This window comes from Actinopolyspora biskrensis (assembly GCF_013408175.1).
GTDB classification, from domain to species: Bacteria; Actinomycetota; Actinomycetes; order Mycobacteriales; family Pseudonocardiaceae; genus Actinopolyspora; species Actinopolyspora biskrensis.
This window is the reverse complement of record NZ_JACBYW010000009.1, coordinates 70,674-90,530: the sequence shown is the minus strand read 5'-3', so window position 1 is coordinate 90,530 and position 19,857 is coordinate 70,674. Positions and strand designations below refer to the sequence as shown.

At 67.8% G+C, this 19,857-nt stretch carries 18 protein-coding genes; 10 read left to right on the top strand and 8 right to left on the bottom strand.

Annotated elements, in window-relative coordinates; genetic code table 11:
- Window positions 1-100 precede the first annotated feature (100 nt).
- From trxB to FHR84_RS20165, 5 genes are all read left to right on the top strand, one after another.
- Window positions 101-1,114 (top strand): thioredoxin-disulfide reductase, encoded by a 1,014-nt coding sequence (gene trxB, locus FHR84_RS20185; RefSeq protein ID WP_179537109.1) that lies wholly within the window; start codon window positions 101-103, stop codon window positions 1,112-1,114.
- 37 nt (window positions 1,115-1,151) lie between these two features.
- Window positions 1,152-1,478 (top strand): thioredoxin, encoded by a 327-nt coding sequence (gene trxA / locus FHR84_RS20180; RefSeq protein ID WP_017972635.1) that lies wholly within the window; start codon window positions 1,152-1,154, stop codon window positions 1,476-1,478.
- Between the two features lie 328 nt (window positions 1,479-1,806).
- Window positions 1,807-2,955, top strand: a complete 1,149-nt coding sequence (locus FHR84_RS20175) for an N-acetylmuramoyl-L-alanine amidase (RefSeq protein ID WP_179537108.1) — start codon at window positions 1,807-1,809, stop codon at window positions 2,953-2,955.
- Between the two features lie 287 nt (window positions 2,956-3,242).
- A complete protein-coding gene (locus FHR84_RS20170) occupies window positions 3,243-4,526 on the top strand; it encodes an aminotransferase class I/II-fold pyridoxal phosphate-dependent enzyme (RefSeq protein ID WP_179537180.1) in 1,284 nt (427 codons plus the stop codon).
- 334 nt (window positions 4,527-4,860) lie between these two features.
- Entirely contained in the window at window positions 4,861-5,805 is a 945-nt protein-coding gene (locus tag FHR84_RS20165) for a D-alanine--D-alanine ligase family protein (protein ID WP_179537107.1), read from the top strand.
- 461 nt (window positions 5,806-6,266) lie between these two features.
- Here the strand turns inward: FHR84_RS20165 and FHR84_RS20160 are convergent, their stop codons facing one another.
- The 8 genes from FHR84_RS20160 to rpmH form a co-directional block, all read right to left on the bottom strand.
- Window positions 6,267-7,274, bottom strand: a complete 1,008-nt coding sequence (locus FHR84_RS20160) for a ParB/RepB/Spo0J family partition protein (protein WP_179537106.1) — start codon at window positions 7,272-7,274, stop codon at window positions 6,267-6,269.
- Window positions 7,271-8,206 carry a ParA family protein gene (locus tag FHR84_RS20155; protein ID WP_425489971.1) on the bottom strand — a complete coding sequence of 312 codons (936 nt, stop codon included), beginning with the start codon at window positions 8,204-8,206 and terminating at the stop codon, window positions 7,271-7,273. Before FHR84_RS20155 ends, FHR84_RS20160 begins: the two co-directional genes overlap by 4 nt.
- A 65-nt stretch (window positions 8,207-8,271) precedes the next feature.
- Window positions 8,272-9,093 (bottom strand): 16S rRNA (guanine(527)-N(7))-methyltransferase RsmG, encoded by an 822-nt coding sequence (gene rsmG, locus FHR84_RS20150; RefSeq protein WP_179537105.1) that lies wholly within the window; start codon window positions 9,091-9,093, stop codon window positions 8,272-8,274.
- Between the two features lie 207 nt (window positions 9,094-9,300).
- Window positions 9,301-9,861 carry a R3H domain-containing nucleic acid-binding protein gene (locus FHR84_RS20145; protein ID WP_179537104.1) on the bottom strand — a complete coding sequence of 187 codons (561 nt, stop codon included), beginning with the start codon at window positions 9,859-9,861 and terminating at the stop codon, window positions 9,301-9,303.
- Between the two features lie 31 nt (window positions 9,862-9,892).
- On the bottom strand, window positions 9,893-10,852 hold the full coding sequence (yidC, locus tag FHR84_RS20140) for a membrane protein insertase YidC (protein ID WP_179537103.1): 960 nt from the start codon (window positions 10,850-10,852) through the stop codon (window positions 9,893-9,895).
- A gap of 6 nt (window positions 10,853-10,858) precedes the next feature.
- Window positions 10,859-11,179 (bottom strand): membrane protein insertion efficiency factor YidD, encoded by a 321-nt coding sequence (gene yidD, locus FHR84_RS20135; protein WP_179537102.1) that lies wholly within the window; start codon window positions 11,177-11,179, stop codon window positions 10,859-10,861.
- Window positions 11,179-11,682, bottom strand: a complete 504-nt coding sequence (gene rnpA, locus FHR84_RS20130; protein WP_179537101.1) for a ribonuclease P protein component — start codon at window positions 11,680-11,682, stop codon at window positions 11,179-11,181. The genes yidD and rnpA overlap by 1 nt, the downstream gene beginning before the upstream one ends.
- A gap of 13 nt (window positions 11,683-11,695) precedes the next feature.
- On the bottom strand, window positions 11,696-11,839 hold the full coding sequence (rpmH, locus tag FHR84_RS20125; RefSeq protein ID WP_083921486.1) for a 50S ribosomal protein L34: 144 nt from the start codon (window positions 11,837-11,839) through the stop codon (window positions 11,696-11,698).
- A gap of 684 nt (window positions 11,840-12,523) precedes the next feature.
- Here rpmH and dnaA point away from each other — a divergent pair.
- The 5 genes from dnaA to FHR84_RS20100 all read left to right on the top strand — a co-directional run bounded on the left by dnaA (window position 12,524) and on the right by FHR84_RS20100 (window position 19,784).
- A complete protein-coding gene (gene dnaA / locus FHR84_RS20120; protein ID WP_179537100.1) occupies window positions 12,524-14,392 on the top strand; it encodes a chromosomal replication initiator protein DnaA in 1,869 nt (622 codons plus the stop codon).
- Between the two features lie 1,276 nt (window positions 14,393-15,668).
- Window positions 15,669-16,793 (top strand): DNA polymerase III subunit beta, encoded by a 1,125-nt coding sequence (dnaN, locus tag FHR84_RS20115; RefSeq protein ID WP_179537099.1) that lies wholly within the window; start codon window positions 15,669-15,671, stop codon window positions 16,791-16,793.
- 92 nt (window positions 16,794-16,885) lie between these two features.
- Complete coding sequence (gene gnd, locus FHR84_RS20110; RefSeq protein WP_179537098.1) at window positions 16,886-17,776, top strand: phosphogluconate dehydrogenase (NAD(+)-dependent, decarboxylating); 891 nt, start codon at window positions 16,886-16,888, stop codon at window positions 17,774-17,776.
- Between the two features lie 165 nt (window positions 17,777-17,941).
- The gene (gene recF, locus FHR84_RS20105; RefSeq protein WP_179537097.1) at window positions 17,942-19,111 is read left to right on the top strand and encodes a DNA replication/repair protein RecF; all 1,170 of its coding nucleotides are present in this window, start codon (window positions 17,942-17,944) and stop codon (window positions 19,109-19,111) included.
- Window positions 19,101-19,784, top strand: coding sequence for a DciA family protein (locus FHR84_RS20100; protein WP_179537096.1), 684 nt, complete (start codon window positions 19,101-19,103; stop codon window positions 19,782-19,784). Before recF ends, FHR84_RS20100 begins: the two co-directional genes overlap by 11 nt.
- The last annotated feature ends 73 nt before the right edge of the window (window positions 19,785-19,857 follow it).

Here is a 19,857-nt window from a genome sequence, read left to right as displayed (position 1 = left end):
TACGGAGGGGCCGGGAACAAGCGGGACCTAGTATCGCGTTGACGAACAAGCGCGGGGACACCTACCACCCGCGAACGACGTGACCGAGGGAAGGGGCGCGGTGACTGGCGACGTCCGGAACCTGATCATCGTTGGCTCCGGCCCTGCCGGCTACACCGCAGCGGTGTACGCGGCCAGGGCCGAGCTGCAACCACTGGTCTTCGAGGGAACCCAGTACGGGGGCGAACTCATGACCACTACCGATGTGGAGAACTATCCCGGCTTTCGGGACGGGATCATGGGCCCCGAGTTGATGGAGCAGTTCCGCGCGCAGGCGGACCGCTTCGGGGCAGAGCTCAAGACCGAGGACGTCGACGGGATCGACCTCGGTGGCGCGGTCAAGACCGTGACCGCGCACGGTGTCGAGTACCGCGCGAAAGCCGTGGTCCTGGCGATGGGCGCGGCCGCCCGCTACGTCGGGGTCCCCGGTGAGGAGCAGCTGCTCGGGCGCGGCGTGTCGGCGTGCGCGACCTGCGACGGATTCTTCTTCCGGGATCAGGACATCGCCGTGGTCGGCGGGGGCGACTCCGCCATGGAGGAAGCGACCTTCCTCACCCGGTTCGCCCGTTCGGTGACGATCCTGCACCGCCGCGAGGAGTTCCGCGCCTCCAAGATCATGCTCGAACGCGCGCAGGCGAACGAGAGGATCCACTGGCGCACCAACGCGGTCGTCACCGCGGTCAACGGCGAGAGCACCGTCTCGGGGCTGACCGTGCGCGACACCGTCACCGGCTCCGAGTCCGAACTCCCCGTCACCGGGATGTTCGTGGCGATCGGGCACGACCCGCGCAGCAAACTCGTCTCCGATCAGGTCGAGGTGGACGAGGAGGGGTACGTGCAGGTGCACCAGCCCTCCACGGCCACCAACATCCCGGGCGTGTTCGCGGCCGGTGACCTGGTGGACAAGACGTACCGGCAGGCCGTCACGGCCGCCGGATCGGGTTGCTCGGCGGCCATCGACGCGGAACGCTGGCTCGCCGAACAGGAAGCCTCCGAAAGCGCCGAGGTCGCCTCGGAACTCGTCGGAGGTGGATACGGTCCCGCCGCCGAGGCCGACGCGGCGGCAGCCCGCTGACAACCGCATCAGAGCAGAACACCGCAAAGGAGATGACATGTCCGCCAAACCGGTCACCGTCGACGCCGACTCGTTCAAGAACGACGTCCTGAACAACGACAAGCCCGTACTGGTCGACTTCTGGGCCACCTGGTGCGGCCCGTGCAAGATGGTCGCCCCCGTCCTGGAGGAGATCGCCTCCGAGCACGAGGGCAAGATCACCATCGCCAAGCTGGACATCGACCAGAACCCCGGCGTCGCCAGGGACTACCAGGTGATGTCGGTTCCGACGCTGCTGCTGTTCTCCAACGGGGAGCCGGTCAAGCAGATCGTCGGCGCCAAGCCGAAGGCCCAGCTGCTGGAGGACCTGGCCGACTACCTGTGAAACCACGGCGGCCGTCCCCGGAGAGCGCCCTCGCGCGAACCTGATCCCGCCCCGGAGTGCTTTCCGGAGCAACCGCACGACGTGATCCCACCGTCCACGCGAAAACGAGCGAGGACGGTGGGATCACGTGTTCGCGCGGATTTCGATCAGCACGCCACGCCCCGGTGAGCACCCTCCGATGTCGCGAGGGTCCGGCCCGTAACGTCGCGGTGAGGACGACAAGGCACAATGCATCGGAGCGGACCGCATCCACTTAAACTGATACTTGGGGGTAATGACACGTCCTTAGCGTCGGCTCCGTCCGGCGCCTGAATCGAGCGAGGAGTGCATGCAGCTGCTCCACCGCGGTGACGTCGGCCCGGCAGTTTCCGAGATCAGAAACGTTCTGGTCACGCTGGGCCTCTTACCACCGAACGGTCACGCGGGACCGATCATGTACGACGCGTCGGTGGAACACGCGGTACGGGCCTTCCAACAGCAACGGGGCCTGATCACCGACGGTGTCGTGGGTCCGGCCACCTACCGGGCACTCACCGACGCCAAATGGCGGCTCGGCGACCGCTCGCTCGCCTACTTCGTCTCCCGCCCGATCAGCGGCGACGACGTTTTCGCGTTGCAGGAACGACTGCTCGAACTCGGCTACGACGCCGGGCGCCCCGACGGCATCTTCGGCAGGCAGACCGAGCACGCGCTGCGCAGCTTCCAGCGGGAGTACGCCCTCAACTCGGACGGCATCTGCGGCCCGGCCACGCTGCGCTCGCTGAAACAGCTCGCACCGCAGGTCCGCGGCGGCAGGCCCGTCTACCTCCGCGAGCAGGAGAAGGTCCGGCGAGCGGGCCCCAAGCTGCGCGGCAAGCGCATAGTCATCGACCCCGGTCACGGCGGAAGCGATCGGGGGGCAGTGGTCAACGGCGTGGCCGAGGCCGATCTGGCCTGGGACTTCGCCCGGCGTCTCGAGGGACGCATGGTCGCGACCGGGATGGAGGCGCTGATCGCCCGCGGGCCCAACTCCTGCCCGCCCGACGCCGACCGGGCCGCCTTCGCCAACGAGGCCGGAGCCGACCTGTTCCTCTCGCTGCACGTGGACTCCAACCGCTCACCACAGGGCCAGGGAGTCGCGACCTTCCACTTCGGCACCGGCAACGGGACCACTTCGAACGTGGGGGAGGCCCTCGCCGGGTTCCTGCAACGCGAGATCGTGGCCCGCACCGGCATGCTGGACTGCCGCACCCACCCCAAGGGCTGGGAAGTGCTGCGCTGGACGAAGATGCCCGCGGTCCGGGTGGAGGCAGGCTACCTGAGCAACCCGGAGGACCACGCCCGACTGCTCGACCCCGGGTTCCGGGACATCGTCGCGGAGGCGGTGCTGGTGGCCGTGAAACGGCTGTACCTGCTCGGCGAGGACGACCAGCCCACCGGGACCTTCACCTTCGACGATCTGCTGCGCTACGAGCTCGCCCGCGCCGAAGGGGCGTGAACCCCGCGGTTCCACGCTGCCCGAAGCAGTGATATCGGTCACTGTGGGCGGGGATTGTTCGAGGCGCACGTTACACATCCGAGAGCCGCACACGATGTGACGGTTAGAATCGCCGGTTAACCCGATCAGGTCCTTCCGGCTTGATCGGGGACGACCACGCGGCGCACCACCGACCCCGGAGCGCGGAAATGTCCGATCACTCGAACCAGCCAGACTCGAACCAGTCCGAACAGCCGACGGAGCAGGAGCCGAACGAGTCGCAGGCTCCCGTCGCCCGGACGGGGAGCATGGGCAACCTCGACACCCACTCCGAACGGTATGCCGAGCGCACGGCGGGCATGACGGCTTCCGAGATCCGAGCGCTGTTCGCGGTGGCCAGCAGGCCCGAGGTGGTGTCCCTCGCCGGCGGGATGCCGAACCTGGCGGCCCTGCCGCTGGACTCGCTGTCCGAGGAGGTCGCCCGGCTGGTTTCCGAGCAGGGGCAGGCCGCGCTCCAGTACGGCTCCGCGCACGGGGTTCCCGAACTCAGGGAACAGATCTGCGAGGTCATGGCACTGGAGGGCATCTCGGCCCACCCGGACGACGTGATGGTGACCGTGGGGTCGCAGATGGCGCTGGACCTGGTCACCAGGATCTTCTGCGATCCGGGTGACGTGGTGCTGGCCGAGGGACCGTCCTACGTGGGCGCCATGGGGGCGTTCGCCACCTACCAGGCCGACGTGGTGCACGTGGCCATGGACGACGACGGGCTGCGCCCGGACGCGCTGCGCCATGCGATCGACGAGGTGCACCGTCAGGGCAAGAAGATCAAGCTCCTCTACACGATCCCCAACTTCCACAACCCGGCAGGCGTCACCCTCGCTCCCGAGCGACGCCCGGAGATCCTGGAGATCTGCGCGCGGAACGGCATCCTCGTGCTGGAGGACAACCCGTACGGGCTGCTCGGTTTCGAAGGACAGACCTACCCCTCGCTGCAGGCCCAGGACCCGGAGAACGTGGTCTACCTGGGGTCGTTCTCCAAGATCTTCGCCTCGGGGATGCGCGTCGGCTGGGTGCTCGCCCCGCACGCCGTGCGCGAGAAACTCGTGCTCGCCGCCGAATCCGCGACACTGTGCCCACCCACGTTGAACCAGATGATCGTCTCGCGGTACCTGAGCACCCACGACTGGCTCGGTCAGATCAAGGCCTTCCGCGAGCAGTACCGGGAACGCCGGGACGCCATGCTCGGAGCGCTCGAGCAGTACATGCCGGAAGGCTGCGAGTGGACCCACCCCGAAGGGGGTTTCTTCGTGTGGTTCACCGCACCGGAAGGTGTGGACGCCAAGGCGATGCTGCCGCGCGCTGTCACCCAGCGGGTCGCCTACGCCTCCGGCACCGGGTTCTACCGGGACCAGCTCGGAAGCAGGCAGATGCGGCTGTCCTTCTGCTACCCCACCCCGGAACGCATCCGGGAGGGCGTGCGCAGGCTCGCGAACACGCTCAACGAGGAGATGGACCTGCTGCGCACCTTCGGCTCGACCGGGCAGCGCGACATCTCGGGCCCGCAAGCCCCCTCGCCGGACACGGCCTGACAATTCACAGCGGAACTTTGCGTGAGTGGTCGGGTAGCCGTCACGTGAGTCGGCGCCTTGCTGCGTCGGAGGGCACCTCGAGTAGCGGCCCACGCCACGTGCCCTCCCCGCCTCGCGAAGCATCCGACTCACGCACCGGAGCTTCTCGTCCTGGCCAGGCTGAAGCACTCGCGTCGGAAGCGGTCTTTGGTCAGAAGTTCCAAGCAGGAGCATTGCTCCCTTACATACCGGATAATCGCGGCTCCGCCCGCGGGGCGGACGCATCGAAACGTCACGTCCACTGTGCCCGTCGTGATCACACGGGCGCGGTGGACTTCGTTGTTCAGGAGTGGAATTGACCGATCGCTGGGTCGCCGTTCTCTCCGGCGGACTGTCACACGAGCGCGACATCTCCCTGCGTTCCGGACGCAGGCTGTCCGCCGCGCTGCGCTCGGCCGGACTCACGGTGACCGAACAGGACGCCGACCACGATTTGCTGCACCGGCTGCGCAACGAACGTCCCGACGCCGTCCTCGTCGCCCTGCACGGCGGGGAAGGGGAGAACGGCGCCATCCAGTCGATTCTGGAACTGCTCGACATCCCCTACGTGGGCACCGACTCGCGGGCCTGCCGCCGCGCCTGGGACAAGCCGACGGCCAAAGCGGAGCTGGCCAGGGCCGGACTGAACACGCCGGACTGGATGGTGCTGCCGCAGTCCACATTCCGCGAGCTGGGAGCTCAGCCGGTGCTGGACGCCCTGGTGGACAAAATGGGGCTCCCGTTGATGCTCAAGCCCGTTCAGGGCGGTTCAGCACTGGGTGCGCGGGTGGTCCGGGACCGGGCGGAGCTTCCCTCCGCGATGATGGGGACCTTCGCCTACGGTGACACGGTGTTGGCCGAGAAGCTGGTGGAGGGCACCGAGATAGCCATCGGAGTCGTGGAGGACCCGGACGGGCCGCACGCGCTCCCACCGGTCCGCATCGAACCCGCCAACGGGATCTTCGACTACACGGCCCGCTACACCGCGGGACTCACCAGCTACCAGGCACCGGCTGAGCTCTCCGCCGAAGCAACCGCGGAAGCCTCCGAACTGGCCGTGTCAGCGCACCGCCTGCTCGGCCTGCGGCACGTCTCCCGCACGGACGCGATCGTGGACGCCGCGGGACGGGTGCACTTCCTCGAGGTGAACGTCTCACCGGGTCTCACGAAGACCTCCCTGCTGCCGATGACGATCGAGGCGGCCGAGCGGAGCGTCGGGGAAGTGTTCAGCAAGCTGGTGGAGCGCGCCATCCACTCTTGAGATGTCCGCGACACGGATCGGTTCGCGCAGGTGGTTGCGTGGCGGAACCTCTCGCGGTGGTGCGAATCGCTCGGGTCGTTCCGGCACCGGCGCGTCGAAGCAACCAACTCGGACCACGACGAGCTCACCTGACGCGAACTCCCTCCGGGGGTGGAGTTTCACGTGAAACTTCGCCCCCGGGGGAGTTCGCGCGTTTCGACTCCGCCGGGAATCGTCACCGTGACTGAATAACCCCGGGTGGAAGATCGGGATTTGCTCACGGCGTGTCACCGTTCACGGGCTGGTTCCGGAACCGGCTTTTCCGTCCGGCCGACCGGACCGAACACAATGAACCGCTCCGCGGTCACGCGGAACGCGTCACTGCGGAGCGGTCAGTGGGCGAGCGGGGGAGCCGCTCACGAGACAGCGGAAGGTTTCGTCCGGCGCGGGTGCTTCAGCCCGAGCAACAACGCAAAGCTCAGCTACGAGTTGTTGGCGTCCTCGGGGAGAAGCAGCGCACTCAATCGGCCGAGATCCTCGGGGGAGCCGAACTCGACGACGATACGGCCCTTACGCTGCCCGGACTCGACCTTCACCCTGGTGTCGAAGCGTTCGGCGAGCCGTTCTTCCAGCTCCTCCGCGCCCGCGAGCTCCATCTTGCCCCGTTGCTTGGGCTTCGGCTTCTCCGCCACCTCACCCTTCTTCAGGGTCACCTGCTCCTCGGCCGCACGTACCGAAAGCCCCTCCGCGACGATTCTCGTGGCTATCTCCTCCTGAGCCGCGGGATCCTCCAGGCTCATCAGCGCCCGTGCGTGGCCCGCGGAAAGCACACCGGCCGCCACTCGTCGCTGCACGGGCAGCGGCAGGCGCAGCAACCGGATCGTATTGGTGATGACCGGCCTGCTGCGTCCGATCCGATCGGCCAGCTCGTCATGGGTCACGCCGAACTCGTCGAGCAACTGCTGGTAGGCGGAAGCCTCCTCCAACGGGTTGAGCTGCACCCGGTGGATGTTCTCCAGCAGCGCGTCCCGCAGCAGCGCGTCGTCCTTGGTCCTGCGGACTATCGCGGGCAGTGTCGAAAGTTCGGCACGCTGAGCGGCGCGCCACCGCCGCTCACCCATGATGAGCTCGTACTGGTCCCCATCGAGTTCACGCACCACGATCGGCTGCATGAGACCGAACTCTTTGATGGAGTGTTCCAGCTCGGCCAGCGCGTCCTCGTCGAACACCTGACGCGGCTGCCGCGGATTCGGGGTTATGGCGGCTATCTCGACTTCGCGGTAAACAGCCCCGGCCACCTCCCCGCTCGTTTCACGTGAAACACCGGCGTGCTCCGTGCCCTGTTCCGACACCTCCGGAGCCGCGTTCGCCTCCGGACTCCTCACGGGGGAGGCGTCGACGGGAGTGCCCGCCTCCTGCTCCTCATCGGTGGGGCCGCTCGGGATGAGCGCGGCCAATCCACGTCCCAAACCGCCACGACGCTCGGTCATGCCGTCTCCCTCTCCGTCCCTCGCTCGGCTATCTCGCGAGCAGCGTCCAGATAGCTCATCGAACCGCGGGAGCGCGGATCGTAACCGAGTATGGTCTGCCCGTACCCCGGAGCTTCGGAAATCTTGACGCTTCGGGGGATGACCGTGCGCAGTGCCCGCTCACCGAAGTACCCGCGCACTTCCGCGGTGACCTGCTCGGCGAGCTTCGTGCGGCCGTCGTACATGGTCAGCAGCACGGTGGAGATCCCCAGGCTCGGGTTCAGGTGGGACTGCACCAGGTCGATGTTGTTCAGCAGCTGCCCGAGCCCCTCCAGGGCGTAGTACTCGCACTGGATCGGGATCACCACTTCGTGCGCGGCCACGAGTGCGTTCACCGTGAGCAGCCCCAGCGACGGGGGGCAGTCGATGAGGACGTAGTCATAGTCGAGCTCGTCGAGCACTTCCGGAGTGAGCGCCTCACGCAACCGCGCCTCCCGTGCCACCATCGTGACCAGCTCGACCTCGGCGCCGGCCAGGTCGATGGTGGCGGGGACGCAGGCCAGCCGTTCGGACTGGGCACTCGGCGCGGCGACGTCGGCCACCCCGACATTGCCGAGCAACAGCTCGTACACCGAAGGCACACCGGATTGGTGCTCCACTCCCAGCGCGGTGCTCGCGTTGCCCTGTGGGTCGAGGTCCACGACGAGCACGCTCAGTCCCTGGACCGCCAGCGCGGTCGCCAGGTTCACCGTGCTCGTCGTCTTTCCCACACCGCCCTTCTGGTTCGCGACGGTCATGATCCGGCGCCGGTCGGGGCGGGGGAGTCGGGCGGCATCGGAATGCAGCGCGTCGGTCGTCTTCCTGTCTTCCTGCACGACCGGGCTCCACCCGATCCCTTCGGAAGCCGTGGTCTCGGTCTGTGCTCCGTCGCCCGCTCCTCCGGGGAAACGCATACCACCCACGGAGCGCCGCTGTGTTTCACGTGAAACACCGGGCTGGTTCGATTCCGGGGTCACCGTCACCGTTCCTTTCTCTTCCGCCGATTGTCGGCCCGACGTGCCCTTGAGCCGTTCACCTTCCGACCCGCGGCACCCGGTTCCGGAGTTTCCGCACGCCGTATCGCGACGACATTGGCCGGAATCCGTAACACCGAAGCCCCGCACTCGCGAACCACTGCCCGCTCACCACCGCGCCGTTCGATCGAAGCGCGATCCCGCTCCAGCTCCTCGACAGCGCTCGCCCCCTTCTGCGCGAGCAACCATCCGCCGGGCCGAAGCAGCGGCAGACACCACTCGGCGAGCCGGTCCAACGAACTCACAGCACGTGCCACCACATAGTCGAAGTCGTACAACCGGGAACGAGTCGAGGTCTCCTCGGCACGACCGCGGACCACCGTCAACGGCAGCCCCAGCTCATCCGCGATCTCCTCCAACCAAGTGACCCTGCGTGCCATCGGTTCCAGCAAGGTGATCTCCAGGTCCGGACGAGCGATGCCGAGCGGAACACCCGGCAATCCCGCGCCGGATCCCACATCCACCACAGTGGCGCCCTCCGGAAGCAGTTCCGCGAGCACCGCGGAGTTGTACAGATGGCGTTCCCAGAGACGCTCTCCCTCTCTGGGGCCGATCAAACCACGCTGAACCCCGTCTGTCAGGAGACGTTCCGCGAATTTCTCCGCCAACTCCCTCCGGTCGCCGAACAGCTCCCGCTCCGGGAGTCCCTCCGACACGTGCGGGTCGTTCCCTTCCGCGCCGGGCGGCCGAACCCCTTCGACAGGCTCCGCCTCACTCGCCGACTCGTCCGACGTCGCCCCGGGCCCCTGCTCTCCGGTCACACTCATCCCCTCGTCACTTCTTGTTTCACGTGAAACCACATAGCCCCATCAGGAACTGTAGCCCGCCCGGACACGCACGGGAACGAAAAACCGAGAGGCCCGCTCTGTTTCACGTGAAACGAGGCCATACGAACAAGGCTGCCCCCGTGACTTCCGATCACGGGGGCAGCCTCTCACCAAAAGATCCACTCTTGCTTTGTACGCGCCGAGCGATCACTCGACCCGGTAAACAACCACCCGCCTGTTGGGAGGTTCACCCTCGCCTTCGCTCGTGACTCCGGAAACGGCGGCAACCGCATCGTGCACCACCTTGCGCTCGAAAGGAGTCATCGGGCGCAAACGCTGCGTCTTGCCGTTGTCGGCCACCTTCTCCGCGGTACGACGCCCGAGATCGGTGAGCTCGTCCCGCCTGTTCGCACGCCAGCCCGCTATGTCCAGCATCAGCCTGCTGCGGACACCGGTTTCCTGTTGCACGGCCAGCCGGGTCAGTTCCTGCATGGCCTCGAGCACCTCGCCCTGGGAACCGACGAGCTTCTCGAGGTCCTTGCCGCCTTCCACGCTCACCACGGCACGACCCGACTCCACGTCCAGATCGATGTCCCCGTCGTAATCGAGCAGGTCCAGCAGCCGTTCCAGGTAGTCACCGGCTATATCGCCTTCCCGCACCAGATCGGCCTCGCCCTTGCTCCCCGACCCGGCATCAGCGGCCTGTTCGGCACCACCACCGGCCACGGACTGCTCGTCCTGGCCGGCTTCCTGCACGGTCTCGGACACTGCCTGTCTCCTCTCTGGAGGTGCGACGGACTCACCGGCGCTCGTCCGGAGCATCCGTCTCGCTGGAACGATCTTCCGGTATTCCGGGCAATTCGGCTTGTTCGTCACTGCGGGAGCGCTCCGACGGGTCTTCCTCGGAGACCACGGTCGAATCGACCACCGTGGTTGTCGCCTCGGAGTCCTCGGACGGAGCGCGCTGCGCTTCCTCCCTGTCGATGCGCCGATACACGACGTACTGCTGCCCCAATGTCCAGAAGTTGTTCGCCAACCAGTACAGCAGGATCGCCAGGGGGAGGAACGGTCCGCCGATTATCGCGAACATCGGGAAGACCCACAGCACCATCCGGTTCATCATCGCCTGCTGACCGGGGACTCCGGCGCCGGACGGACGCTGCTCCGTACGCTGTCGCTCAACCGAGTGACGGGAAGTGAAATGGGTCGCGACGGCAGCCGCGATCATCAGTGGAACACCGACCAGCAACATCGAGGTCCGGTCGGTTCCGAAGGACGCGAGCTTCTCGGCGGGCGCGCTGATCACTGTGGACAGACTCGCGCCGAACAGGTGCGCGTCGAGGAACGAGTTCACCCCGGCCTCGCCGAAGACGAAGTTGCTGCTCTCGCCGGGGCGGAAGCCGTTGAGCACCTGGAACAGGCCGATGAACACCGGAACCTGCACCAGTATCGGCAGACAACCGCTCACGGGGTTGAAGCCCTGCTCGGACTGCAACTTCTGCATCTCGCTCGCGAGACGCTGACGATCGTGGGCGTACTCCTTCTGCAGCTCCTGTATCCGAGGAGCGACCTCCTGCATCTTGCGCATGGAACGCACCTGGTGCACGAACGGCTTGAACAGCAGCGCCCGCAACGTGAAGACCAGGAAGATCACGGCCAGGGCCCAGGCATAGCCGCTGTCCGGATCGAGCAGCGCTCCGAAAACCGAGTGCCAGAACCACAGGATGGCCGACACCGGATAGTTTATGAAGTCCAGCACTTTGGGCTACTCCTCGCAGGGGGCTCGGTCCGCTTCGCTGTCACGCTGCTTCGGCGGTGGCACCGGATCGAGACCCCCTGGATGCCAGGGGCCACAGCGCAGCAGTCTCCACACGCTCAACCAGCCGCCCCGCAGCGCCCCGTGCGTTCGCAACGCCTCCACCGCGTAAACGCTGCAACTCGGATAGAACCGACACATGGGCGGAAGTAGTGGAGAGATCACCTTGCGGTAGACGTGAACCGGTAGCAGCAACAGCCGTGCCGCCGGGCTCGGCCGGGGCGCGGGCGCTACCGACTCGTCGAGCGCGCCGGGCTCTTGCTCTGCCATTACGCGGGATCCGTGGATAGGTGATTACCACCACCTGCTGAATCACGGAGATTCGGCAGGCGCAGCTTGCGCATGGCCTTGTCGAGATCCCGTGCGAGCTCCTCGCTGGTGGAGGCCGCCGCAGGCGGCAGTGCTCTTACCACCACCAGTGTGCCAGCAGGCAACACCGCGATGCGCTCGCGCATCAAATGACGCAACTGCCGTGCCACCCGGTGTCTGCGCACCGCGTTTCCCACGGCCTTGCTGACGACGAAGCCCACCCTGGGGCGCTCGTGGTCGCCCAGGGTGGGCGAACTGTTCGAAGTATCGCTCTCGTGCGTGCCCTCGTCGCCCGCCCTGGACACGTCCGTGGCCGCGGCGACCGGATGGTCGGCCGCTCCGGACGCGGACAGGTCGCGTTGCAGGACATGCATCACGAGACGTGGCCTGCCGGCTCGACGTCCCCGACGCACGACCAGGCCGAAGTCCTGGCTGCGCCTGAGCCGCGCTGCCGCTGGAAGCACGGCCCGCCTCCTATCAGGCGGTGAGTTGCTTACGACCCCTGCGGCGACGAGCGGCCACGATGGCGCGACCGGCCCTCGTGTGCATCCGCTTCCGGAAGCCGTGGATCTTGGCCCGCTTACGGTTGTTCGGCTGGTAGGTGCGCTTGCCCTTGCTCACGGTCGGCTCTCCCGGTTACTACAGGCCAACCATGCGCCTTAACAAGGCACAAGATGGCCGGTGTGGCTCGGTCAAGTGTCCCCGCGCTTGGTAGCGGAAGCGGCTGCGAGCACCATCCGCGCCGGGACCGGACACGACTCAGCGCGTAAGGCCCCGTGCGGACGAACCAGGCTCCGTGCCGCGAGGAAGTGTCGCCGACACGCACCAGGAGAACGCCCGCTTTACGGCGGGGGACCTTACGAGGGTACTTATCCGCGCCACCGGACACACAGCCGGGGGCCCGGTGCCCGGGTCCGACGCCCCGGAAGCACCCCGGGCGCGGGGCCTCGTCGTCCCGGTTCACCCGAGTGCTCGACGAGCGAGGACTCCCACCGGACGGCGGGAGCTGATGCCCCCTCACTCGAACGAAGTCCCGATGCCACTCGATCGGGCCCCAGCAGGGGAGACGAGACGCTCGAAAACCGTTCACCTCCCACTCGCGGCAACCCCGAGCACCGAGAGTCACCCGCTCTGTCGTACCTTCGGCAGCGCTGTGGACAACCATGTGGATATTTCGCCCGTCCCCGCGTTGTACACAGCCGAATCGATCCGTCTCCACGGAACACGCGCGGCCCGAGAACCGCATCACGAACCAACCGGCCCGGCACTACCGGCCACACACCAACGAGGGGAGGGGGCTCAGCGGTGTCCGACCACCAAGCCGATCTCGGCAGAGTCTGGGACGAGGTGGTGCACGAGCTGTCTTCTGGAACGCTCTCACCCCAGCAACGCGCGTGGATGCGCGTCACGCGCCCCATCGGTCTGCTCGACGGCACCGCGCTGCTCGCAGCGCCCAGCGACTTCGCCAAGGAGGCGATCGAACGCGCCCTGCGCGACCCGATCACCGAGGCGCTCTCGCGCAGGCTCGGCAGGGACGTCTCCCTCGCCGTGAAGGTGGACACCGCCGTACCGGCGCCGACACGTCCGGTCACCCCCCAGTCGATGGAGGAGGAGCCGGAGGAGGAACTTCCCCAGAGCGAGCCCGCGGCCGAACCCGCGCAGTGGGAGGAACGCCCCCTCGGGCAGGCCGAGCTGCCCTACGAGACCGGCTACGGCGCCCCGCCCGCCCATCCACAGGCGATCCCGGGGCACGCGCCCGCGGGCGAGCCGGAAGGATGGCACGGCAGGCCGAGCGAGACCCGGCCGCGCCCGCACTCGCCCCACGAGACGGAGGACTACGGCAACACCGCCCACACGGGGTCGATCAGTGGCGCATTACCGGCGAGCCCTCCCGAACAGCAGCGTCTCCCGCTGCCCCCGCAGGAGCACACCCGGCACCCCACGGCATCGACCTCCTCGGGGACGAGCCCCCTCACCGGGGACGCGGAGGGCGACTCCGAGGCGGAGGAGGACGAGGAGGGCGAAGCGCTCCAGGCCGCCAACGAGATCTGGCCCACCTTCGGCGGGGAGAACAAGCCCGAGCAGCAGCAGGGCCAGCCGTACACGGCGCCGAAGAACGGACCACCGACCTCGCAGACGCGGCTCAACGCCAAGTACACCTTCGACACCTTCGTCATAGGCTCCTCCAACCGCTTCGCGCACGCCGCGGCCGTGGCCGGGGCGGAGGCACCGGCCCGGGCCTACAACCCGCTGTTCATCTGGGGCGAGTCCGGACTGGGCAAGACACACCTGTTGCACGCGGTCGGGCACTACACCCAGCGGCTCTTCCCCGGGATGCGGGTGCGTTACGTCTCCACCGAGGAGTTCACCAACGACTTCATCAACTCGCTGCGCGACGACAGGCAGGTGGCCTTCCAGCGCCGCTACCGCGACGTCGACGTGCTGCTCGTCGACGACGTGCAGTTCCTGGAGGGCAAGGAGGGCACCCAGGAGGAGTTCTTCCACACCTTCAACACGCTGCACAACTCGAACAAGCAGATCGTGGTCTCCTCGGACCGCCCCCCGAAGAGCCTGCACACCCTGGAGGACCGGCTCCGCACCAGGTTCGAGTGGGGGTTGATCACCGATATCCAGCCACCCGAGCTGGAGACGCGCATCGCGATCCTGCGCAAGAAGGCGGCCCAGGACCGGCTGGCCGCCCCGGCCGAGGTGCTGGAGTTCATCGCGGCGCGCATCGAGCGCAACATCCGCGAGCTCGAAGGGGCGTTGATCAGGGTCACGGCGTTCGCCTCGCTGAACCAGCAGCCCGTGGACGTCCAGCTGGCCGAGATCGTGCTGCGCGACCTCATCCCGGACGACGCGCAGCCCCCGGAGATCAGCACGCAGACCATCATGTCCATGACCGCCGAGTTCTTCGGCGTGACCGTGGACGACCTGTGCGGGCCGGGCAAGACCAAGGCGCTGGCCCAGGCGCGTCAGATCGCCATGTACCTGTGCAGGGAGCTGACCGACTCGTCACTGCCCAAGATCGGTCAGAGCTTCGGCGGTCGGGACCACACGACGGTGATGCACGCGGACAAGAAGATCCGCAAGGCCATGGCCGAGCGTCGCCGCGTCTACGACCACGTGCAGGAGCTGACCGCGCGTATCAAGCAGCAGGCCTCGTTCCTGTGAGCGCCGTTCGTAGCTCACAGCTGAGCTCTGCGTGGGTGACCGGTTAGCCGGTCTCGTGAGTCGCTGCTCGGGAGCGTTGGGACGCTCCCGAGCAGCGACCTGCGCGGCGAGCGGCCCGGCCTCGCGACGCATCCGGTTCGCGCACCGGGGCCCCGGTGCGCCGCTCGGGCCGAAGCACCCTGCGCCGGACGGGCCCCTCTCGCCGGAAGTTCCCGGCTTCTCCGGTCGGGCCGCCGCCCGGCGGCTCGGGTTCCTGCCGCCGCACTGCCCGTGTGACCGCTCAGAACGCCCCACAGCACTTCCGGGGAGCCGACTCGTCCAGGGGTGTCGCCGAACCGGCCCGTAGGTGGCCGACGGGCACTCGCGGATCTTCGGCGGACACGCCGACGATCAGTGCTCGCGGAGAGGTCGATCACCACGTAGCTTCGATCAAGAGCTCGTGATCTCGGGACGACCACCGCGGAAGCGGACGAAACGGGCGGAGCGGCCTTGTGCACAGTCGGGGGAACACTCTCCGTGAACAGCTCGCGCAAAGATCACCCGTATGTGAATTTCCACATTCACGCCCATCTGAAAATCACTCGAAGGTGGGCTTGTGCACAGTCTCAACGCTCCCCAGGGCTGACCAGCGACAGGGCTCGAACCGCCCACATGCTGTACACAAACTTCCCCGAGTTGCCCACAAGAGATCCCCAAGTTGCCCACAAGATATCCACAGATTTATCCACAACCTGATCGAGCTAAGCAGCCTTGTCCACAGGACATGGGGACAACTTGGGTAAAACCTGGGGACCGAATGTGGACCAAACCCCCTCAACTGTGGACAGCTCAGCTTGTGGACAAATCAGTCCACAGCGGCGTTGATTCATCCCCAGATTGCCCACAGGAGCATCCACAGCGGTGTACAGCCAGTCAGCTGCGAAAACCCCGCTTGTCCCCAACATCCACAAGCCCTACTACGGCAACTGTTCTTCTAATTCTTTTCATAGGGAAGAAGAGAAGAAGAAGAGCGCGTACGGACGTGGACGAGCCGCTCCCGCCGCCCTCCGACACGCCCGACGAGCCCCGGACCCGCGTAGTGAGCGCGCAACGAACGCTCTACCGTGGAAGGCCCATCGAGCTTTTGAGAGCCGCCGGCGGAGTACCCACCCCGGTTGGGGCCCTCGGTACGACTCGGCCACGAACCCGCTTCGGTCCGCGGTACGCACATCCGCATCCCGTTCGATCAGGCTCGCCTCGGCGGAATCGCCGGGGGAGCGGAACCGAAAGGACACTCATGAAGATCCGTCTGGAACGTGACGGTCTCGCCGATGCTGTCGCCTGGGTCGCCCGCAGCCTGCCTTCGCGCCCACCGGTTCCCGTGCTGGGCGGGATGTTGCTGGACGCCGAGACCGAGGGCAGGTTGACGATCTCGGGGTTCGACTACGAGGTCTCCGCCCAGGTCGGTGTGGACGCCGAGGTGGAATCGACCGGACGCACGCTGGTCTCCGGACGGTTGCTGGCCGACATCACCAAGGCGCTGCCCCAGCGCCCGGTGGAGATCACCGTCGACGGATCCAGGGTGAGCATCTCCTGCGGCAGCTCCCGCTTCAGCCTTCCCACGATGCCCGTCGAGGACTACCCCCAGCTTCCGCAGATGCCCGAGCTGGCCGGTTCCGTGGCCGGGGACGCTTTCAGCTCGGCCGTCGCCCAGGTCGCGGTGGCCGCGGGCAAGGACGAGACGCTGCCCATGCTCACCGGGGTGCGCGTCGAGATCAACGAGGACCAGCTGACCCTCGTGGCCACCGACCGCTTCCGGCTGGCCATGCGCGAGCTGAACTGGCAACCCGCCGGCTCGGCCGAGGACACGGCCGTGCTGGTACCTGCCCGCACGCTCTCCGAGTCCGCCAAGACCCTCGGTGGCTCCGGCACGACGGTCGAGCTCTCCCTGGCTTCCTCCGACGGGCTGCTCGGCCTGTCCGGCACGACCCGTCGAAGCACGACCCGGTTGCTCGACGCGGAGTTCCCCCCTTACCGCAAGCTGCTGCCCGACGAGCACGCGGCCTCGGCCGTGGTCGAGGTCGGCGCGCTGGTCGACGCCATCAAACGTGTTTCGCTCGTCGCCGAGCGCGGTACCCAGGTACGGCTGGAGTTCTCCGAGACGAGCCTGCGGTTGACCGCGGGAGGCGACGACGAGGGCAGCGCCGAGGAGGAGCTGCCGATCGAGTTCGACGGTGAACCGCTCACGATCGCGTTCAACCCGGCGTACCTGCAGGACGGGTTGGCCGCGCTGAAGACCGATCGCGCGCGGATGCTGTTCACGACCTCGAGCCGGCCCGCGGTCATCAAGCCGGTCGACGACGAGGGGGAGACCGTGCCCGGCTATCTGTACCTGCTCATGCCGGTTCGGATGCCGAGCTGAGGCGTCGGGAGTGCTCGCGGGGCGCCACGGCACGACCGCGAGCACCCCGGTTCGGCGCCTTCCCGGGAAAAGCGGAGTGTGAAAGGGAGTTCTTGGTGCAACTGGGTCTGGTCGGCCTCGGCAAGATGGGTTTCAACATGCGCGAGCGGTTGCGCGCCGGGGGCCACGAGGTCGTCGGTTACGACCGTGATCCGCAGGTCACCGACGTGTCCTCGATAGCGGGGATGGTGGAGAAGCTCACGCCGCCGCGCACCGTGTGGGTGATGGTTCCGCACGGGGAGCCGACCAAGAGCACCATCCGGGAGCTGTCCGGCCTGCTCGAGTCCGGCGACCTCGTCGTCGAGGGCGGCAACTCCCCCTACAGCGACGACCAGGAGAACTCCGCCCTGCTGGCCGAGTACGGGATCTCCTACGTCGACGTCGGCGTTTCCGGTGGGGTCTGGGGCGCGAGCAACGGGTACGGCCTGATGGCGGGCGGGGACGCCGCCGACGTCGAACGGGTGCTTCCCGTGTTCGACACCCTGCGTCCGGAGGGCGAGCGGTCCAGGGGATTCGCGCACGCGGGCCCGGTCGGTGCGGGGCACTACGCCAAGATGGTGCACAACGGCATCGAGTACGGGCTCATGCAGGCCTACGCGGAAGGCTTCGAGCTGCTGGCCGCCTCGGACGTGGTCACCGACGTGGCGGGGACGATCAAGGCGTGGAGCCACGGGACCGTGGTGCGTTCCTGGCTGCTCGACCTGCTGGTCCGGGCCATGGAGGAGGACCCGGAGCTGGAGCAGCTGCAGGGGTATGTCACCGATTCCGGCGAGGGCAGGTGGACCGTGGAGGAATCCATCAACAACGCCGTCCCCACCCCCGCCATCACCGCCGCGCTGTTCGCCCGGTTCGCCTCCAGGCAGGACGACTCGCCCGCGATGAAGGCTGTCGCCGCGCTGCGCAACCAGTTCGGCGGGCACTCGGTCAAATCCAACGACGACTGACCCGGGGCCGTTTCCGAATTTCCGGTCGAGTTGACGGTTGGGGCCGGGGCTCCCTCCGGCGCGGCCTGCGCCGAAACGTCCCGGTCGTCGGGCCGATAGCCCGCGAGAGGCCCCGCCAACCGAGCACCTACGCCAGCCGCCCCGGAAAAGCTCCATAGGACCGCCGTGTACGTACGTCATCTCCAGCTCACCGACTTCAGGTCCTGGCAGCAAGTGGACCTGCCGCTGCTTCGGGGGGCCACTGCCCTGGTCGGGGCCAACGGTCAGGGCAAGACGAACCTCGTGGAGGGGCTGGCCTACATCGCCAACCTCGGCTCCCACCGGGTTTCCACGGACGCGCCGCTGATTCGGCACGGCGCGCAGCGCGCGGTCGCCAGGGCGGCCGTGGTCAACGAGGACCGCGAGCTGCTGGTCGAGTTGGAGATAGCGCAGGGGAAGGCGAACCGGGCGCGGATCAACCGCGGCTCGCCGACCCGCCCCCGCGACGCGCTCGGAGTCCTGCGCACGGTTCTGTTCGCCCCGGAGGACCTGACGCTGGTGCGCGGCGACCCGACGCAGCGGCGTGCCTTCCTCGACGAGCTGCTGGTCGCCAGGGCACCGCGCTACGCCGGGGTGCGTTCCGACTACGAGAAGGTGCTTCGGCAGCGCGGTGCCCTGCTGAAGTCGGCCGGACGGGGTGCGGGACCGGATGACCTGCGCACCCTCGAGGTCTGGGACGGGCACCTGGCCAGGTGCGGAGCCGAGCTGCTCGCGGGCAGGCTGGACCTGGTCGCCGATCTGGACCCGTACGTGACGCGTTCCTACGCGGAGGTGGCCACCGGGGATCCCGGTGCCGCGGAGGGGCCTTCCGCCAGTGCGGCGCGGTTGGTCTACCGGAGCAGCGTGGAGGAGCTTCCCGAGGACGGCGGGACTCCCGGGGGGGAGCGGGTGGATCCGGCCGCTGTCGAATCGGCGCTGCTCGAGCAGCTCCGGCGGTTGCGCAAGCAGGAGCTGGAGCGCGGTGTCTGCCTGGTCGGCCCGCATCGTGACGACCTGGAACTCGTTCTGGGGCGGACACCGGCCAAGGGCTATGCCAGTCACGGTGAGTCGTGGTCGTTCGCCCTGGCGTTGCGCCTGGCTTCGTACCACCTGTTGTCCGAGGATGGTGCCGAGCCGGTGCTGATCCTCGACGACGTGTTCGCCGAGCTCGACTCCCGGCGCCGGGCGCGGTTGGCGCGGTCGGTGTCCGGGGCCGAGCAGGTTCTGGTCACGGCCGCGGTCCCCGAGGACGTGCCGGTCGAGCTTTCCGGCGTTCGTTTCGACGTGCGCGACGGGGAGGTGTGCCATGTCGAGTGAATTCCCCGAAGGAACACCCGGCCGGGGGAGTGGTCCCGCGGAGGGACCCTCCGGCGGGGACGCTTCGACGGCAGGTTCCGGCGGGGCGCGCGCGCAGGCCTCGGAAGCGTTCGGAGACTCCGCGAACGCTTCCGGTGAGCGGGCGAACCGGGGCGGGGACTCCGCTCGCGAGGACGGAACGAGCGGGCAGGACCTGGCCCGTGCCGCGCTGCGCGCCGCACGGGAGCGTTCCGGCAGGAGCGGGCGTCCCCAGGCCGGTCGGAAGAAGGCTCCTTCCCGGCGGAGGCGCGGTTGGTCCGGCGCCGGGGACGACGAGCAGCGTGATCCGCAGGCCTTCGGCAACCTGGCTTCCCGGCTGGCCAGCGACCGCGGCTGGTCGGACCGGCTGGCCGGGGGGCACCTCTTCGGCAGGTGGACCGAGCTCGTCGGGGAGGAGATAGCCGCGCACAGCAAGCCCGTGGAGCTGCGCGAAGGGGTGCTGACCCTGCAGGCCGAGTCCACGGCGTGGGCCACCCAGTTGCGCCTGCTGCAGCGTCAGATCGTGCAACGCATCTCCGACGGACTCGGGCAGCGGCTGGTGCGCAGCATCAGGGTGCAGGGACCGGCGGCTCCGAGCTGGCGTTATGGTCCACGACACGTTCAGGGGAGAGGCCCGCGCGACACCTACGGGTGAGTGCTCGTGCTCGTGGAGCCGCACTCTTCCCCCGTTCGGGGGGCGGAGTCGGGCGAAGCTGGTCGGTGCGGTC

Bases quoted from the DNA above. Each gene is read 5' to 3' on its own strand.
- trxA (WP_017972635.1), top strand. From the start codon at position 1,152: ATGTCCGCCAAACCGGTCACCGTCGACGCCGACTCGTTCAAGAACGAC.
- FHR84_RS20170 (WP_179537180.1), top strand. From the start codon at position 3,243: ATGGGCAACCTCGACACCCACTCCGAACGGTATGCCGAGCGCACGGCG.
- FHR84_RS20155 (WP_425489971.1), bottom strand. From the start codon at position 8,206: ATGCGTTTCCCCGGAGGAGCGGGCGACGGAGCACAGACCGAGACCACG.
- yidD (WP_179537102.1), bottom strand. From the start codon at position 11,179: ATGGCAGAGCAAGAGCCCGGCGCGCTCGACGAGTCGGTAGCGCCCGCG.
- FHR84_RS20175 (WP_179537108.1), top strand. From the start codon at position 1,807: ATGCAGCTGCTCCACCGCGGTGACGTCGGCCCGGCAGTTTCCGAGATC.
- rsmG (WP_179537105.1), bottom strand. From the start codon at position 9,093: ATGAGTGTGACCGGAGAGCAGGGGCCCGGGGCGACGTCGGACGAGTCG.
- FHR84_RS20160 (WP_179537106.1), bottom strand. From the start codon at position 7,274: ATGACCGAGCGTCGTGGCGGTTTGGGACGTGGATTGGCCGCGCTCATC.
- FHR84_RS20100 (WP_179537096.1), top strand. From the start codon at position 19,101: ATGTCGAGTGAATTCCCCGAAGGAACACCCGGCCGGGGGAGTGGTCCC.
- dnaN (WP_179537099.1), top strand. From the start codon at position 15,669: ATGAAGATCCGTCTGGAACGTGACGGTCTCGCCGATGCTGTCGCCTGG.